The sequence below is a fragment of the Deltaproteobacteria bacterium genome (assembly GCA_016210045.1).
Classification (GTDB): Bacteria; UBA10199; UBA10199.
This window is the reverse complement of record JACQUX010000023.1, coordinates 13,477-26,550: the sequence shown is the minus strand read 5'-3', so window position 1 is coordinate 26,550 and position 13,074 is coordinate 13,477. Positions and strand designations below refer to the sequence as shown.

The following is a 13,074-nucleotide window of genomic DNA, read 5'->3' as shown; positions in this document are numbered from 1 at the left end:
CGCTACCGCACACTCATGGACATGCCATTGCCCACTCAACCGACCCTGTCCCCGCAAGAGGCGAAACGACTCTTTTCCCGCGGCGTGGAGCTGGTGGCACGCCATGGCCGCAATGGTCCGCTCATTACTGCTGTCGGTGATGCGGCACTGCTCGCTGGTGATCACGAAAACGCCTTAGCGTGCTACATCGCGGCGATGCATTACGACCCGGCATTCCAACCGGCCCAGGAAAAATGCAATGCCCTCGTCAAAGATCTGCAAGCACGCAAACTGCTGGTCGGCGATATTCCCCTCTTTCATTTTCAACAGTACTGTGAGGATACGGCCGCACAATATGATGCCCTCGTGCAGGATCGTCTGCAGCACACCACGGCCGACAACCCGATCATCCAGTGTGTCCTCGATTTTTTGCAACGGCGACCGGCCCGTCATGTCCTCATGCCCTGTTGCGGCGTCGGGGTTGAACTGGCATGGATCCACACCGCCTTACCCGCCACTCAATTCACGGGTCTCGATTGGAGTCAAAACGTCATCACATGCGCGCAGCGCCGCTGTGGGGACGGCGTCGAGCTCGTCCAGGGCGATGTCTGCCGACTCCCCTTTGCCGATCAGACATTCGATTGCGCGTTTACGATTGGCGGACTCATGGCGGTCGCAAACGGTCGGCAGGCGATCGACGAGATCCGCCGCGTCAGTCGCACCGGCATACTCCTCATTGAATCCTCGCTCGAGCACATTCCCCTGCACGATCTTATGCGAGGCATCCGACTGATCACCCCGGGGATTTGGATGCATCGCTACGAAGCACTCTTCCAAGAATGCCACCTCCACACTGAGAACATCGCCACATTTCCGGCCGCATATCTGACCGGCTTCTCTCTCACGCCGCTCCCGTAGACATCACAGGATGTCGGAGTAATTTTTATCGCCTCATTTGCAACCCCATGCTATAGCGGCGCCACTCGTTGGGGGGGATCGCATGCAGCCATGGATCGTTTGGACTATCTTTGCCGTCGTCCTCTTCGTCGCGGAGATGTTGACGCCGGGCGGCTTCTATTTCGCGTGCATCGGGATCGGCGCACTGCTTGCCGCGCTCCTCTCGGTCCTGACCACGCTGTGGTGGGGACCGTGGGGCATCTTCCTCGCCGCGTCCGTTATCTTACTGATCGTCTCACGTCCGTTGGCACATCGCCTCACCCAAGCGGGCGCCAAACCATCGAACGTGGACGCGTTAGTCGGGCGCCGTGGCCGCGTGACCGTGGCGATCGAGCCGGATCGCGGCAACGGGATGGTCAAGATCGACGGCGATATCTGGCGCGCGACGGCGTCCGAGGCAATTCCCGCCGAACACTTTGTGGAAGTCGTCGCAATTGAAGGCACCCGCGCGATCGTCAAACGCACTGATTAAGACATCCTATAAGGAGACCCACTATGAACATGGAAGCCACAGTCCCGTTACTGATCATTCTGACGATCTTCCTCTTCATCTTCGCGCCACTCACGTTGCGCACGGTGCGGCAACACGAACGCGGACTGGTGGAGCGCTTCGGCAAATACGCGCGCATCGCGAATTCCGGCCTCGTGTTCATCTTTCCGTTCTTCGAAAAACTCCGCAAAGTCGACATGCGTGAGCAAGTGGTCGATGTCCCGCCGCAAGAAGTGATCAGTAAAGACAACGTCGTCGTCACCGTCGACGCCGTGATCTACTTCTTGGTCACCGACCCGTTCAAAGTCGTCTACAACATCAATAACTTTGTCTACGCAGCCGTCAAATTGGCTCAGACCAATTTGCGGAATATCGTCGGCGAGATGGAACTCGATCATGTGCTCACCAGTCGCGAACATATCAACACCCAGCTGCGCCAAGTGCTCGACGAAGCGACCGACAAATGGGGCGCCCGCATCAATCGGGTCGAGATCCAGAAGATCGAGCCGCCGCAGGAAATCGTCGACTCGATGTCGAAGCAAATGAAGGCGGAGCGGGAAAAGCGCGCCAATATCCTCGAGGCGGAGGGATTACGCCAAGCGGCGATTCTGAAGGCCGAGGGCGCGAAACAATCCGCCATCCTGCAAGCCGAAGGGTCGAAACTGGCCGCGATCCTCGACGCCGAAGGCCGTTCCGAGGCGATCAAGAAAGTGGCGGATGCGGAGAAGTATCAAGTGGAGGTGGTCTACAACGCGATCCACACCGGACGCCCCACCAATGACCTGATTGCGATCAAATATCTCGAAACCCTCGGAAAAGTGGCGAACGGCACGGCCACGAAGATTTTTCTCCCGCTGGATACGGCCGGCGTGCTCGGCTCGATCGGCGGCGTCGCGGAACTCTTCAACAAGCCGGCGGCCGGCAAGGCCTCATAAACGAGTGCGCGCGCTACTGGGCGGGTTCCGGCGCCGGTTCGAGTGCAGCGGGAAGCTCATGCGCACCAATGTCCCATTGCTCGTCGCGCTGCGCCCCGTCGATATCGATCCCGATATCTTGTTCGCCAAGACCTGCGGCGACCTCTTCCCCGCTGATCACGAACGTCGTCAGCCCCGCATCTTTCGCCTTGGAACCGCTTTGCAAACGTCCCAGCTCCGCTTTGCTCAAGTCCAGGCCGACAGCAGGGGCCTCGATCAGATTCCCCACTGCGGCAAACGCCGTCAGCTGATTCAGCACCTTCGCCGGCTCGGCCGTCGCGGCCTTCACTTGCAACGTCGCATTCCCCGCAGCGCAGTCGACGAACGTCCCCAATCCCTTCGCGAACAGATTGTGGCGCAATTTCATGATGCCAACTTTGCTCGTGCAGCGCAGCCCGGTGCCGCTGCCATCCGGCACGAACAGATTGTTCGTCACTTCGAACTCGTGACCCGCAGCAGTAATGGAAATCGCGGTATCTCCATGCAGCAACGAGTTGTTCACAATACGGGCCGACGTCTCGGACAGCGACAGCGCCACGCGGCTGTTCTTCAACGCTTTCGCCAGCGTGCCGCCCAACAAGAGCTTTTGCGTATCAACGAAACCGAATTGTCCCGGTTTCGGTTTTTCACTCGGCTGCACGGCAGGACCGGCGGAGCCCGGCAGGCTCCCTAACGCGACGACGTTATTGCGCAGCATCGCTCGCTGCGTCGCCCGCGCGATCCGAATCCCGGCGTGTCCATTGAATGTGAGCGGCTCAGTCGTCTTCGCCTTTTTCGGCGTGACTCCCAGCGCGTCGCCGTCACCGACTACTGGCTCGACCGGCTTCACTCCCCCTTCGACTAGATCGAGCGGCTTGGATTGCGTATCGGGGGGCACAGGCACTGCCACCCCAACCTTCCCAGGGTGGACAATAATCGTATTCCGTTCCAACACGACACGCCCCACTTCGAGCGCGCTGGAATCGACCCCCGGCGTCCCACCGGCCAACACCCCAATCGTCGAGCCGGCCGGCCCGGCCACAACCTTCGAATCGAGCATGGTCAGATGCAACACACCCTTGTTGTGCTCGGTCGCATAGGCCGCCACGCCACCGGAAAATTGTCCGGCGTCACCAGCGCGCAGTTCGGATTTTTCCACGCGCACGTCGAGTGTTCCGGCACTCGAGGCATCGAAGATCGCGGCCATCACATGGGGGACATTCGCCCCGCCGGTGTTATTGAAGGAAGAACGCGTAATCTCCACCACCGCCCCGGCCTCTAAATAATCCCCCTTCACCCACAACGCCGTGGTCGTGTTGTCCGCCACAATCGCCATGCGGTGAAATGTGTAGCGGTGAAACCCAACCAAGCGGACGAATTCAATCTGTTGATCCGTTGCGACCGACACCAGTTCGACCGTATCGATCCGGCCGTCGCGCTGTGCATCGGTTTTCCCCGCACCGATCATAATGCGGTCGGCGCTCCGCACCACGCTGCGGCGACTTAAATTGCGATTTCGCTTCCCATCCGCCAGTGCCCCATAGCCACCGTACAGATTGATGCCGGTCGGGATATCCAGCGCACTGACATGGTATTCGTACGTGCTCTTCGCACTCCCCGCGACGATGTAAATGTCCGGCCGTGCCGTTGCGGCTAACGACTGCGCAGCCAGCTCAATCGCCTTGCCAATCGACTTCAGCGGCTTGGCCGACGATCCGTCATTGCCGTCGTTCCCGGCAACGCCATCCACGACAAAGCCATGCGCCGCATTCCCATCCATCAACCCATCGCAATTGCCGTCCACGACATTGTCATCGGCCGGATTGTCATCGGCCTTCGGATTGATCGCCGCATTTTGATCATCGCAGTCATCGCCGCCGTACTGCGCCGCCTTGAATGTGTCGTCATCGGCGTCCGGATCGGTTCCGTCCGGCGTCCCATCATTGTCGTCGTCCTGATCGGCGTTATCACCAATCCCGTCTTTGTCGTTATCGGCAAACTCGTTCTTGTCTTGCGGAAAGATATCGCCGTTATCACCGTGCCCATCGGCATCGCTATCGACAAATTCAGCAGGATCTTCCGGAAAGGCGTCGCTGTTATTGCCGTGGCCGTCGCCGTCCGTATCCGCCGACTCTTGCGCGTCGTCGGGAAAGGCATCGCTGTTGTCGCCGACACCATCGCCGTCACGATCCGCCGACTCCTTCGGATCGTTCGGAAATTTGTCGTCGAGATCGGGAATGCCGTCCAAGTCCGCATCGATCACCGGCAACGGCGGCGGCTCGCTCACCGTCTCCTTATCCTCGCATCCTACGATGAACCCGACGGCGATGAGGCATGCACACCCCACGGCGAGGCGCGTCCACCACGATTGCTGGCTCCCGATTCGGCTCATAGTGTTACTCCTTCCTGACTCTCCGGCGTGACTTGACGGCACCCAACCACCCGCATTCCACTCCACTCACAATGAGAAATCGTCACTATCTCTGCCAAACCATTGACACTCGCACCCGAATCGCTTTCCGCTGTAATTCGCACAACCGCTTGAAATGCCATCCGTTGCACGATGCGGCCCGATGCCGGGTCGCCCAGCGATCGCGATGATCGATGGGCAGAGGCCTTCAAAGAGCAATTGCTGTGCCAGGGAATATGCGAGCGGACTATTGTACTAGTACGTATGCAGCGCGGTCTTGAGGTGTGAGCCGGCGCGGGACCGGAGGGACGGTCGGGACGTGAAACCGGGCCAGCGCCTCGGTGATCGCATCCAAATAAACGGCCTCGCCGCGACCGCGGAGTTCCAATCCGTTGCGGGCGATCGCCACCAACTCCGCGACCAACGCCGCCACACGATGCCGACCGCAACGCGCCGCCAGCCCATCGCGCGCCACGGCAAGATGGAGTGCCAGCCGTTCTTCCCACGAGAGCCGCCGCGTCAAGTCGCACGCGGCATCGAGCAAATGCCCAGCAGCAGTCACACCCAAGATCAATGCGGGCAACGCATAGAGATATTCAAACCGGTGGGCATCCGCGCCGCGCCACTCGATATATTGTTTGAGCCGCACTTCCGGAAACAACGACGTCAGATGGAGTTGCCAATCCTCGCGCGTGGCGTACCATTGGTCGTAACCGTCTCGCAGAAACGCACTGAACGCCGGACGCGGCAGCGCCAACCAACGGTCTTGACGCACGAGAAACAGCATCGGCATCTGGAACGCGTAGCGGGCATACGCCTCAAAATCGAATCCATCCTGAAAAACGCCCGGAATCAATCCGCATCGCGCCGCGTCGGTCTCCAACCAAACGGCCATTCGCTTGCTGGCGAAGCCGTTGTCCGCGCCTTGTTCCCACGGCGAGTTGGCAAACACGGCCGAAATAAACGACGTCACGTGATAGAGCCCACGAAACTTTTGCTGGAAATCCCGCTCCGATTCGTAATCGATCGCGCACTGCCACCCGCAGGTCCCGCGCATCATGTAATGCGCCAACGGCCCGACCGCTTCGAGTTGCGGCGCCATCACGGCATAGCGCTCCTTCGGAATCAGCGGGACGCGCCGGAAATCGGCCGTCGGATGCAATCCCATGCTCAATGCATTTAGCCCCAGCGGCGGCAATACGTTCCGCAGTTCATCAAGAAATTCGTCACATTCCTGCCGCAACGCATGGATGTCCACGACCGGCCGCGTCGCCAGCTCGACTTGCCCGCCCGGTTCCAGCGTAACCATCGTCCCATTCCGTTGCAGACCGAGCCAATGGTCGCCCTCCAATAACGGTGTCCAGCCATAGCGATCCGCCAATGCGTGCAGCACGCGCACAATGGCGTCGTAAGCACACATCGCACCCGACTGCGCGTCGATCAGAAAACATTCGAGTTCGACCCCGACCCGCGCCTCGGCGCGGGGTTTACACCCTGCCGCAAAATACGCGACCGCTGCGTCGAACGAGAATCGCGGGGCATCCGGAGCCGGTTGAAACGCGCCATGCGACATAAGCTGATTTGGATAGCGTGATTTGAAACAGCCGACAAGCGATTACGTCGGCACGGTGAAATGGGCGAGGAATTCTACGTTACCATCCGCGCCGGTCAGCGGCGATTCCACCCTGCCGTGATGCCGCCAATCGAGCCCCTGCGCCACCGCCACGACCTGCGCGACCGCAGCGTCTCGCACGCCCGCATCGCGCACGATCCCGCCTTTGCCGACATGGCCCTTCCCGACTTCAAACTGCGGCTTAATCAGCGCCAACACCGCACCACCCGGACGCAGCAATCGACCCACGGTCGCAAACACTTTCGTGAGGGAAATGAAGGCCAGATCCAACGTGACCAAATCGAGCCGTTCCGGCAAACGCTGCGGATCGAGCGTCCGCAAGTTCGTTGCGTCCCAGACGATCACGCGCGGGTCCTGCTGCAACGCCCACGCCAATTGCCCCTTGCCGACATCCACGGCGTAGACACGCGCGGCGCCGGCCTGGAGTAAACAATCAGTGAACCCCCCGGTCGAGGCGCCGGCATCAAGACAGACCAAACCATGCACATCGAGATGAAATTGTTGCAGCGCATGCGCCAACTTCACGCCACCGCGACTCACGAACGGATGATCGGGACGGCGCAACACAATCACCGCCTCGACCGCCACTGCCGTTCCTGCCTTAGTTTGCGGCACGCCATTCACCAACACATCGCCGGCCAAGATCAGCGCTGCCGCGCGAGTGCGACTCGGGGCAAGTCCCCGCTCCACAACCAATTGATCCAAGCGCTGTTTCACGGCACGCCGCCGAAGAACTGTAACGCTGCGGCCAATTCCGGCGCGGCCGCGGCGGCATCACTCAGCGGCACACCGGCGCGCACCGCATCCCAGGCCTGACACACACTCCGCGCGCCGGCCCGCGGTCCCCGCGGATGTCCGAACACGCCGCGGCCCGCGATGAACGCAAAGTCTGGATGTCCGATCTGCGCATACACCGTCGGTAAGGTCCCCGCCCAATCGCCGCCACCCGGAATCGGTAACGCGGGACGAATCCCAGGCCACGGCGCTAAACACGCCGCAACCCCCGCGCGCACTTCATCCGCCGTCGTATGCATCCGAGGACCAAACCCCGCGAGGCCGATCATGTCTGCACCCGCCAGCCGCAAAAATTTCACCAACACCGGCATTTCGATCCGCCACTGCGCAGCACGCGTCAACAGCGCCAGACCGGCAAAGTGACTCATAATCGGCAACTGTCCGCTCCGCCGCAGCGCCGCGATGGCGCCAATCCCGGTCCACATCGGATTGAGCAGGACCGCGTCGCCACCGCGCTCCGCTACGACATCCGCGAATGACGCGATCCGATCCGAGTCGTCGGTCACGTTGGCGATATAGGCCTTGCGTTCACCCGTCTCCGCCTCGGCCCGCCGACGCGCGGCGACGACGGCCGCGACCCGCTCAGTCAACGGTGACCACGCAACATCGCCGAGCATTTCGTCGTCTTTCGCGATATCGAGTCCGCCGCCCCAAGCTTCGTACGCCTGCGCAGCGAAGACCTCCGGTGCCAACCCGAAGTTCGGCTTGATCACCCCCATAAAAAACGGCCGCTCTATCACACCAAAGCGTTCCCGCAATCCTGCCACTCCCCACTGCGGTCCGGTAAACTGCGCGGCATACGTTGCTGGAAACTTGATGTCGCGCAAGATGAGGCCCTGCACTCCGGGGGCATGCAGCGCCCCTTCCCCCGCCAACGCCACCAGCAGATTCGGTAAGCGCGGACCGATATTGTGATGTGGATAGGCGATCTCGAGATCCCACCATACTGCGTCACCAACCGTCTGCGACGACACTGACGGTGCCAAGCGCAGAACTTTCGCCGCATAGCGCGGGCGCAAGTCTTCGGCGACGCCTACGCGTTGCCACATCGCCGTACTTTGCTCGGCACACAATGCCGCCGCGACACGCGGGGCCTCCCCCGCAATCAACACGCGATAGCAGGCCACGACGTGATCCTCGCTACGCAGATGCTGGGGATCAATAAAGAATCCCTGAATGTCCGCTTGATCGATCATGGGCACCGAAAAATGACTACGAGCGTCTCGTGGTTACGTACTCGGCAATGTCCCGCAACACCCAACCTCGTTCTCCAAACACTGCCACTGCGGCAACGGCCTCCGCTGTTAACTCCTGCATCCGGCGTCGTGCCGCTTCCACGCCGACCATCGCCGGATACGTCGCCTTTTCCCGCTGAGCATCGTTGCCGATCCGTTTCCCCAATTCCGCTTCCGTTCCCTCGATCGCGAGCAAGTCGTCGGCGATTTGAAAGGCCAGCCCGATGGCGTTCCCGTAGCACCGGACTGCGTCGATTGCCTCCGCGCTGCCGCCGGCCAACTGCGCCCCGGCCGTCACTGCGGCCGTAATCAATGCACCAGTTTTTCCCGCGTGCAGCGCCGTGACTTCCGCGGCCGACAACGTCCGATGCTCCGCTTCCATATCCAACACCTGTCCGCCCACCATCCCACGCCCACCCGTTGCGGCCGCAATCTCGCGCAGCACCGCCAGCAACACCGACGCCTCGACACTTGCCACCAACGCCGGATCGGTCAGACACCAAAAGGCCTCCGCCAACAACCCGTCGCCGGCCAAAATTGCCATCGCCTCGCCGAACACCTTATGGTTCGTCGGCTGACCGCGCCGCAAGTCGTCATCATCCATCGCCGGCAAGTCGTCATGGATCAGCGAAAAAACATGGATCATTTCCATTGCGCAGGCACACGGCAACACGCGCTCTGCCGTGCCGCCCACCGCTTCGGCGCCGGCCAGCACCAGAATCGGTCGCAACCGCTTTCCCCCGGCCAGCACGCTGTAGCGCATCGCCTCGGCTAAGCGCGGCGGCATCGCCGCATCGGCGACCAAGTAACGATGCAGCGCCGCTTCCACGAATTCGCGCCGCTCGCGGAGATATTGTGATAACGGAGTGTGCATTAGCGCTCCGATTCCGTCGCCGTGAACGGTTCCGCCGCAACTTCCCCATTCGCCTGTTTCAACAAAATCTCGACCTTCCCCTTGGCCTCGGCCAGCCGCATCTCGCATTGCCGCGCCAACTGTGTGCCCGCCTCGAACACGGCAATCGACTGGTCCAACGTGAGATTGCCGCCCTCCAATTCACGCACCCGCGCCTCGAGTTCCCGCATCGCGTCTTCGAACAGCAACGCACTCGGTTGTTCAGGTTTCATAGATCTCCCCCACAATGGCTTCAAACGCACCCGCCGCAACCCGCACGCGCACCGACTCGCCCCGCTGCAACGCCGTGACGTGCGTCACGACTGAACCATCCGCCACGCGCGTCAACACGGCGTAGCCGCGCGTGAGCACCGCCAGCGGCGACAGATGCTCCAACTCCGACCGCAATTGCGCGCACTGTGATAGCCGCAATTCCAGCCCGCGCCGCATCTGCTGCGCCAACCGTTCGCGGGCATGATCGATCTGCAACAGATAATTTGCAAACCGCTCCGTCGGCGGCCGCAACCGGCGCCGCACGTCGGCAATCCGCTGCGCGCGTAGCTCCCACCAGCGCCGCAATCCCACGCGCAGCCGCTGCCGCAAACCGACGATCTGAGTCACCAAATCCGCCCGCGCGGGCGCAACGATTTCCGCCGCGGCCGACGGCGTCGGCGCCCGCACGTCCGCGACAAAATCCGCAATCGTAAAATCGATCTCGTGGCCGATCGCACTGATCAATGGCGTGCGACACGCCGCGATTGCCCGCGCCACCACTTCCTCGTTGAACGCCCACAAGTCTTCCATCGAGCCACCGCCGCGCCCGACAATCAGCACATCACAATCTCCCCGCGCGTCCAACAACTGAATCGCCGCCGCCACTTCAGCCGCTGCGCCGTCGCCCTGCACTCGCGCCGGCGCCAACACGACATCCACTCCGGGCGCCCGCCGTTGCAGCACATGTAACATATCGCGAATCGCGGCACCGGTCGGCGACGTCACAATCCCGACGCGTCGCGGGAAAAACGGGAGCCGCCGTTTTCGCTCCGGATTGAACAAGCCCTCTTTCGCCAACTGCGCCTTCAATTGCTCGAACGCCAATTGCAGCGCCCCGACCCCTTTGGGTTCCAACGTATCAACCACCAGCGTCAAATCGCCGCGTTTGGTATACAAATCGAGCTTGCCGTGACACACCAATTCCATGCCGTTCTCGATCCGAAACCGAACCTTCTGGGCCACACCACGAAACAGCGCGACATGCACGGCGCTGTCGCTGTCCTTCAAATCAAAATAACAATGCCCGGCATTCGACGGACGAAATCCGGAGACCTCGCCAACCACCCACACATCGGCGAAGGTGCGGTCGAGCTGCCCCTTCACCAGACGCATCAGTTCAACCACGGTATGGATATGGGGTGTCGGCGCTGCAGATGCAGAAAAAACGAGATCTTGTTGCTCCACGCCGCGCGGATAACGCACTTCCGCCGCCCGGCGCAAGCGGAATTCAGCCCGCCGCAGTCCTGCCGTATTAATATGTAACGGTAAATGTCCAACTGTACGGCACACCGAGCGATGTCCCGACAGCATCCGTAATCGAAGCGGCCAACGCCGCACGATACGTTTGGCCGGAATAGACTTCATAGATGTCGGATGGCGTAAAGACCGCTTCGCGGCGAGTCGCGTCGTACGCCACAGTTCCCAAGATGCGACGCATGACCGTTCCCTGTGAATCGATGGCCTCGAAGGTAAAGACCTCACTCGTCAGTGAACTGGCATCCATGTCGGCACTAAACGTCGCCGCAAGCGACAAGCTATGCGACCAGGCCACACTGCCTCCATCGGCGGGAACAAATGTGAGCACCGTCGGCGCGTCGGCCGGGGCCGGATCGCCCGCGCCATCCACCATCTCACCGCCCTCCACATCGCCGACCGACTGGTCATAACAGGCCAGCCGTTCTTCATAGGTGCTCAACTCGTCGCACGTCGAACCGGTGACCGACGCGTCAACGGCGTCGATTGTTTCGGTAAACTCCAAGAAGTCAAACGTGTCGGGATCGAAACTGTCGTCATAGAAATTCGCGCAGACGAAGTCCGCCATTTCGTCGTTGTAGCTCCCGTCGGCAACAAACTCCGTCCAGCCCCCATCCGCCACGATCAAGCGCTGCCAACCTTCCATGAACTCGCGTTGTTCTGTCGTCGAGGCCGCGGCATCTTGATCCGCCATCACACCCAACAATCCGATAATCGTGGTGCCATCAACCGCGCCATCCACATAGACAGTGCTGAAGTCCCCATTATAGAGCGCCAAATACGCGTCGAGGTCGTCGAGCGCCTCGCGCAAATCGGCAAGCGTCCCTGCGTCCGCCGCTGTCGTCACAACCGACGCGATCACCGCCCACGCCCCTGCCTCAGAATAGGTTTCCGTCAAGTCTTCGACCGACGTCGCCGCAAGCACCGGCGCCAGCAGCGCTTCCATCACGGCATCGTCGGCCTCCGCTTCCGCGCAGAACGTCGCCCCGCTGGCGAGCGTCGTTTGCCCCACCGCGCCTGCGATCGTCTGACCGAGCACCGTATCGGTCGCATTCAGCAACGCCGCCGCCGACTGCAACCGCGTCACGATGACACTCGCATCCAGTTCGAGCAGACTCGCCACCGCTGCCGCAATCGACTCTAAGCGCGCGCTCTCCACTGCACCGCTCCGCAGCGCCAACGTGAAATCCGCAAGGCTGTCGTACCCGATCGCTTCCAGCGAAACCCCGGCGGCTTGCAATCCATTCATCACCCGTAAAATTTCTCCCGCTGCTTGCTCCACGCCGTCGTCGTTACCATCGGCCTCGTCGAAGAGCGCGCGTTGCGCGGCGAAGAGACACGAGAGGTCGGTCGCCGCCGGCACGCTGCACGCCGCCGCCGACCAATCGCAACCGAGCACGCGCCGCACCGCCAATGTCGCTTGCGTCGTGACACTGGTCAGATCGCCGACACTCACACTCGCCGTCGTGCCTTCGATCACACTGATTTCCGCGTAGGTCTGGACCTCGATCGATCCATCCGCATTCCGGCAGCGCACCGCCACGCGCTCAGACCAACTCGCACTCCCGCCGGCAGGCCGTAGTGTGGCCACACTGGCTTGAATCGTAAAACTCCCATCACTCCCGCTGGTCGCCGACCCAACGTGCTCACCTTCGAAGGTAAACAGCGCGCACGTCAATCCGGTGGCAGCACTTTCCGTCACCGCTTTGCGCCCGCCCACGCCCTTGACACTGACATTGCCAGTCAGCCCGCTCGGCGCATACACCGTCCCGGTAATGTTCACCGTGTCTCCGGTCGAGCTGGAGCTCGCACTATTGCCGACGGAAGACCCGCACCCCGCCCCGCAACACAACACAAACATGACCGCTGCCACACCCAGCACCGACCGCATGGACCACATTGTTTTCATCGAGTTTGTCTCCCCCAGACGGAATCATAGCAAGGGCCGTGCCTCAACGCCGCAAAAAAAATGTGAAGAAAACCATACTGTTGCTGAACGCCGTCGTCCCCTACTTGGGTCACTCAACACCCTTTCATACACAACGCGTCCGTCGTGTGGTCCATTCAGCGTGATTTTCCAGGCAGTTGAACTCCCTGGGTAAGCCCCGCCCTGGCAATCGACATTCAAGGCGGCAAAAAGGCGGCAAAAAAAATGTGGCATGTGTCCGCGAGTTTCGCTACAGGGGCGCTTCGCAGTACGTCA

General features: G+C 61.3%; 11 protein-coding genes. 3 read left to right on the top strand and 8 right to left on the bottom strand.

The genetic code is table 11. The features are described from left to right. Window positions 1–21: 21 nt before the first annotated feature. The 3 genes from HY696_07310 (at window position 22) to HY696_07300 (ending at window position 2,361) form a co-directional block, all read left to right on the top strand. A complete protein-coding gene (locus HY696_07310; GenBank protein MBI4238206.1) occupies window positions 22–897 on the top strand; it encodes a methyltransferase domain-containing protein in 876 nt (291 codons plus the stop codon). Window positions 898–979: 82 nt separating this feature from the next. Continuing rightward, on the top strand, window positions 980–1,408 hold the full coding sequence (locus tag HY696_07305) for an NfeD family protein (GenBank protein ID MBI4238205.1): 429 nt from the start codon (window positions 980–982) through the stop codon (window positions 1,406–1,408). Window positions 1,409–1,437: 29 nt separating this feature from the next. Beyond that, window positions 1,438–2,361, top strand: coding sequence for an SPFH/Band 7/PHB domain protein (locus HY696_07300; GenBank protein MBI4238204.1), 924 nt, complete (start codon window positions 1,438–1,440; stop codon window positions 2,359–2,361). A gap of 13 nt (window positions 2,362–2,374) precedes the next feature. Here HY696_07300 and HY696_07295 read toward each other — a convergent pair whose 3' ends face one another. The 8 genes from HY696_07295 to HY696_07260 all read right to left on the bottom strand — a co-directional run bounded on the left by HY696_07295 (window position 2,375) and on the right by HY696_07260 (window position 12,780). Further along, window positions 2,375–4,771, bottom strand: a complete 2,397-nt coding sequence (locus HY696_07295) for a hypothetical protein (GenBank protein ID MBI4238203.1) — start codon at window positions 4,769–4,771, stop codon at window positions 2,375–2,377. A gap of 265 nt (window positions 4,772–5,036) precedes the next feature. Continuing rightward, the gene (locus HY696_07290) at window positions 5,037–6,362 is read right to left on the bottom strand and encodes a glutamate--cysteine ligase (GenBank protein ID MBI4238202.1); all 1,326 of its coding nucleotides are present in this window, start codon (window positions 6,360–6,362) and stop codon (window positions 5,037–5,039) included. Between the two features lie 42 nt (window positions 6,363–6,404). Then, a complete protein-coding gene (locus HY696_07285) occupies window positions 6,405–7,139 on the bottom strand; it encodes a TlyA family RNA methyltransferase (protein MBI4238201.1) in 735 nt (244 codons plus the stop codon). Further along, window positions 7,136–8,410 (bottom strand): ribulose 1,5-bisphosphate carboxylase, encoded by a 1,275-nt coding sequence (locus tag HY696_07280; GenBank protein ID MBI4238200.1) that lies wholly within the window; start codon window positions 8,408–8,410, stop codon window positions 7,136–7,138. Before HY696_07280 ends, HY696_07285 begins: the two co-directional genes overlap by 4 nt. A gap of 19 nt (window positions 8,411–8,429) precedes the next feature. After that, window positions 8,430–9,326: a polyprenyl synthetase family protein gene (locus HY696_07275; GenBank protein MBI4238199.1), complete on the bottom strand. Its 897-nt coding sequence runs from the start codon at window positions 9,324–9,326 to the stop codon at window positions 8,430–8,432. Beyond that, window positions 9,326–9,577, bottom strand: coding sequence for an exodeoxyribonuclease VII small subunit (gene xseB, locus HY696_07270; protein MBI4238198.1), 252 nt, complete (start codon window positions 9,575–9,577; stop codon window positions 9,326–9,328). The genes HY696_07275 and xseB overlap by 1 nt, the downstream gene beginning before the upstream one ends. Continuing rightward, entirely contained in the window at window positions 9,567–10,928 is a 1,362-nt protein-coding gene (xseA, locus tag HY696_07265; GenBank protein ID MBI4238197.1) for an exodeoxyribonuclease VII large subunit, read from the bottom strand. Before xseA ends, xseB begins: the two co-directional genes overlap by 11 nt. Further along, window positions 10,870–12,780 carry an Ig-like domain-containing protein gene (locus HY696_07260; protein ID MBI4238196.1) on the bottom strand — a complete coding sequence of 637 codons (1,911 nt, stop codon included), beginning with the start codon at window positions 12,778–12,780 and terminating at the stop codon, window positions 10,870–10,872. The genes xseA and HY696_07260 overlap by 59 nt, the downstream gene beginning before the upstream one ends. Window positions 12,781–13,074 lie beyond the last annotated feature (294 nt).

What these genes read in the sequence shown, in the direction of transcription:
- HY696_07290 (MBI4238202.1), bottom strand. Translation starts at nt 6,362, where the DNA reads ATGTCGCATGGCGCGTTTCAACCGGCTCCGGATGCCCCGCGATTCTCG.
- HY696_07305 (MBI4238205.1), top strand. Translation starts at nt 980, where the DNA reads ATGCAGCCATGGATCGTTTGGACTATCTTTGCCGTCGTCCTCTTCGTC.
- xseB (MBI4238198.1), bottom strand. Translation starts at nt 9,577, where the DNA reads ATGAAACCTGAACAACCGAGTGCGTTGCTGTTCGAAGACGCGATGCGG.
- HY696_07300 (MBI4238204.1), top strand. Translation starts at nt 1,438, where the DNA reads ATGGAAGCCACAGTCCCGTTACTGATCATTCTGACGATCTTCCTCTTC.
- HY696_07295 (MBI4238203.1), bottom strand. Translation starts at nt 4,771, where the DNA reads ATGAGCCGAATCGGGAGCCAGCAATCGTGGTGGACGCGCCTCGCCGTG.
- HY696_07260 (MBI4238196.1), bottom strand. Translation starts at nt 12,780, where the DNA reads ATGAAAACAATGTGGTCCATGCGGTCGGTGCTGGGTGTGGCAGCGGTC.
- xseA (MBI4238197.1), bottom strand. Translation starts at nt 10,928, where the DNA reads ATGCTGTCGGGACATCGCTCGGTGTGCCGTACAGTTGGACATTTACCG.
- HY696_07310 (MBI4238206.1), top strand. Translation starts at nt 22, where the DNA reads ATGCCATTGCCCACTCAACCGACCCTGTCCCCGCAAGAGGCGAAACGA.
- HY696_07275 (MBI4238199.1), bottom strand. Translation starts at nt 9,326, where the DNA reads ATGCACACTCCGTTATCACAATATCTCCGCGAGCGGCGCGAATTCGTG.